The sequence below is a fragment of the Vibrio sp. PID23_8 genome (assembly GCF_003584965.1).
In the GTDB taxonomy this organism is placed as follows: Bacteria; Pseudomonadota; Gammaproteobacteria; order Enterobacterales; family Vibrionaceae; genus Vibrio.
In genome coordinates this window covers 1-3568 of sequence record NZ_LIXE01000028.1, presented here as the reverse complement: position 1 = coordinate 3568, position 3568 = coordinate 1, and the positions used below count along the sequence as shown (strand labels likewise).

The following is a 3568-nucleotide window of genomic DNA, read 5'->3' as shown; positions in this document are numbered from 1 at the left end:
TGACAAAGCGAAGTAGATAACTTTGTTGTTCGAAGAGCATTGGCTGCTCACGCAGCCAATAGGATGTTATTGCCTATTGACAGGCAGAAGGCTCATATGTGTTATATGATTTAACACTAACCAACTGTTTAATATAACTAAACGACCAAACCTGAGACATCAAACAAACCATTGACCACATGTTCTTCACCAGAAATATTATTGAAGAATTTCTGTTTAGTTATATATCTTTGGTGGAGATCTTTGAACCAAGGCATTGATTTTTCTAGTTCTATTGCCGGCTTAGTAAACAAGCTATCACCTGAGAACTTATATTTAAAATCTTCAAAACCGCGAACAAAAGGGGGATACTCATTACTTGTGTATCTAAAGCAGTCTACAAGAGTAAAATTCACAGGGTTGTCAAGATCACCCTCAATAACCCAAATAAGGTCACCAATACAAAGTTCTCTATGATTAGACTTACTAAATACTGTTGATTCTGCTAATGAACTATAGGTCCTTTTAACCGTCTTTCGGCTGTGATAAACATACCAATTTCGCACGTAAACTCTCCTTATCATATAACGCCCAGTTAAGGGGTGAAGCACGCAATGACCAAGCCGCTGCATGGCACTTCAACACCTAAATCAACGCATACCAAAAATGCCACGCGTGCTGAATCCCTCTTGAACTGTTTGTTATGTGAATTTATGCCTCTGATATATAAACACTTACTTCACGATCTTTACCTTGCATGCGGTTTGTCTGATCGCCTACGTATTTTACACCGAGCTTTTCAATGACTGATTTTGAACGCTCATTTCCAACTAAATGCATTACTTTTAACCTTGTTAACCCATAATGCTTTTTTGAAAATGAAATCAAAACCTTAGATGCTTCTGTAGCATAACCACAGCCCCAGTAAGGAACGCCTAACCAATAGCCCAGAATACCCAAACCATTTTCCAGTTTTGGAAAACTAATAGCACCAATAAGCTCAGAACTCTCTTTTAGGACAATGGCATAGACAATACCTTTACCACTTAAAAACAACTCAGTATGTGTACGAATCCAATTTTCAGCATCACTAACTGTATATGGATACGGAATATTTGCCGTCATTTCTGATATTTGCTTGTCGCCAGCCAACTCTGAAACACGCTCAGCGTCAGACATAGAAAATGGTCGTAATATTAGTCTTTCACTTTCAATTGCTTGCTGCATAATTTCCCTATTCACATAACGCCCTGTTAAGGGGTGAGCAACGCAATACCGATGCCGCCGCATGCCACCTTAATCACTAAAACCAACGCATAGTAAAAATACCACGTGTTGCGAATCCCTCTTGAACAGTTTGTTAGGTGCGAACCAATTTTGACATATAGTATTCGTCCACATATTGTCCATCGACTTTCAAAGAGTTACGCTTTGTACCCTCGATTTCAAAACCGTTATTACGGTAAAGATTTAACGCTCTTTCATTGTGGCACATTACTGTTAACTCAAGCCTTGTGAACTCATGTTCTACAGCCCAAGATTCGAGACTTTTGAGAAGCTGTTTTCCATAACCTCGCCCAGAGACTGATTGCTTAATACCAATAACACAATACATTGAGTGGCAATTTCGATTAGCTGTGTTCCCAATACCAGCAACAAAACCAAAAGCTTCATGATCATCTGAAACAATGAACATGACCTTTGAGTTATTTTCAGAAAAAGATTCGAGGATCGTCACCTGTTGTTCGAGAGTAGTTTTACGCTCACCCTCTTCTAGCATCATAAATTTCGATTCACGATCTAGCTGATACATGAGATCTAATACTGCTTGAGCGTCACTCGCTCGTACTTCCCTGATTTGCATAGAACTTCCTATTTTCCTCTTAGCACCTAACGCCCTGTTAAGGGGTGAGCAACGCAATACAAAAGCCGCCGCATACCGCCTTAAACACTAAAACCAACGCATAGCGAAAATGCCACGCGTTGCGAATCCCTCTTGAGCAGCTTGTTAGTGCGCAGCCCTTAAAGCTTATGACATTTGCCAAGGCATTGAAATATAGCACGAAATCTTAGCTTAAAACGCGAAAGCTAAACGGACAACTGCCAATCTAAAACCAATACCCAAAACGCGAGTTGGCTAGAAGAAAAACACGCAAAACTCGATGATTTTCAGCACCTTTAAATTTGCAAAGGAGACTTGCTTCGAACTTTCCCGACCACACCAAAGAAACGATTTTTCGTAGCAAGACCATCCGAGACAAAGAAGCCGCGCCAATGAAATTGCCCGAAAGTTAGAAACAGTAAACGACGCTGGCAACGCGCTCACTGCGCATCTAGTGCCACCGGAGAGAACGTGAAAGGCACATTTGAACCGCTGTAAAGCAGAGCAAAGAAACCAATAAACATCAAATTTTACAACCTTTGATGCCAATCCCGTACTAACGCCCGCTTAAGGGGCAGCCAACGCTACTACCAACTTACCGCATAACACCGTAATCACCGAAACCAACGCAAACCAAAAATGCCACGCGTTGGCTGTCCCTCTTGAAGCGTTTGTTAAGTTGCTTGTCCTATTTTTCTTTTTCGCATAATCCGTTTAGACAAAGAGTTTAAGTCTTGATATATGTCATCTTCATTAATTTCCATCTTGTGAAGAGTACTGCGAATTTTAGTTGCCGAGTTTTCATCAAAAACAAACTTTACAAGTTCGTCACCCAACCCATTCTCTAACATTACTTCTTCAATGCCTTTTGGGTTACTACCATGAACTGTAAAACACCCCTTCTGAGCATGTACTCGCTTATTTGTAAATGGCATTCTTACAGCTAGTGGATTGAACTCAAATTCAAAACTATCACCTTCTTCTTTCCTCAATGGACTTGGCAGGTATTTCTCGCCAGTATTAGCTTTCCCTATAGCAGTTGGAATAACCCTTCGTTCAAGGAAATTTAATTTGTTGAGCATGCCAGTAGTCATTCCCCAGACGACTCGATCTATTGATTTTCCATTTAGGTCAATGGATGCTTCACCATCTAATGCAAAATAAAGAGCTACGAGCATCGATGATGACCAGTCTAATAAACGAGTCGGAAAACCGTAATGTTGCATAAGACTGTAAAGCTCCCAAGGATTATCAACCCTCTCATGATAGTTTTGATATGCAGCCATAAAATCGAGTACTGCACTGACTTCTTGCCAACCATCTAAAGAGTTTCGCACTGAACCAGGAATTAATGAGTAAGTTTTATTAGTTACTCCTCTAAACCACATTTCCTTTTTTCTATTAGTTACTTCACTCACATAATCTTCGAATGAAGTTATTCTTATTTCTTGAATCATATTACCCATTTCTCCGTTTGACGCTTGCAACTTAACGCCCGCTTAAGTGGTGAGCAACGCAATGCGATGTTTCCGCACACTACCTAAATCACTAAAATCAACGCATGATAAAAATGCCACGCGTTGCGAATCCGTCTTAAATGCTTTGTATGGGAAATTATCCCTCTAAATCGACCAGTTTCGGGTAATGTGAGACCCAGGCTTTAGCTGCAACTAAAGCTTTCCATGTAGTAGTTCGTTTAAACGCTGG

General features: G+C 40.4%; 4 protein-coding genes. All 4 read right to left on the bottom strand.

Going from position 1 to position 3568, the window contains the following annotated elements:
- Positions 1–137: 137 nt before the first annotated feature.
- Entirely contained in the window at positions 138–545 is a 408-nt protein-coding gene (locus AK966_RS19755) for a hypothetical protein (protein WP_119464772.1), read from the bottom strand.
- A gap of 145 nt (positions 546–690) precedes the next feature.
- Positions 691–1206, bottom strand: a complete 516-nt coding sequence (locus AK966_RS19745) for a GNAT family N-acetyltransferase (RefSeq protein ID WP_119464771.1) — start codon at positions 1204–1206, stop codon at positions 691–693.
- Positions 1207–1339: 133 nt separating this feature from the next.
- The gene (locus AK966_RS19735; protein WP_099081250.1) at positions 1340–1843 is read right to left on the bottom strand and encodes a GNAT family N-acetyltransferase; all 504 of its coding nucleotides are present in this window, start codon (positions 1841–1843) and stop codon (positions 1340–1342) included.
- A 692-nt stretch (positions 1844–2535) separates the two neighbouring features.
- Complete coding sequence (locus AK966_RS19715) at positions 2536–3318, bottom strand: FRG domain-containing protein (RefSeq protein WP_182852774.1); 783 nt, start codon at positions 3316–3318, stop codon at positions 2536–2538.
- Positions 3319–3568: the final 250 nt, after the last annotated feature.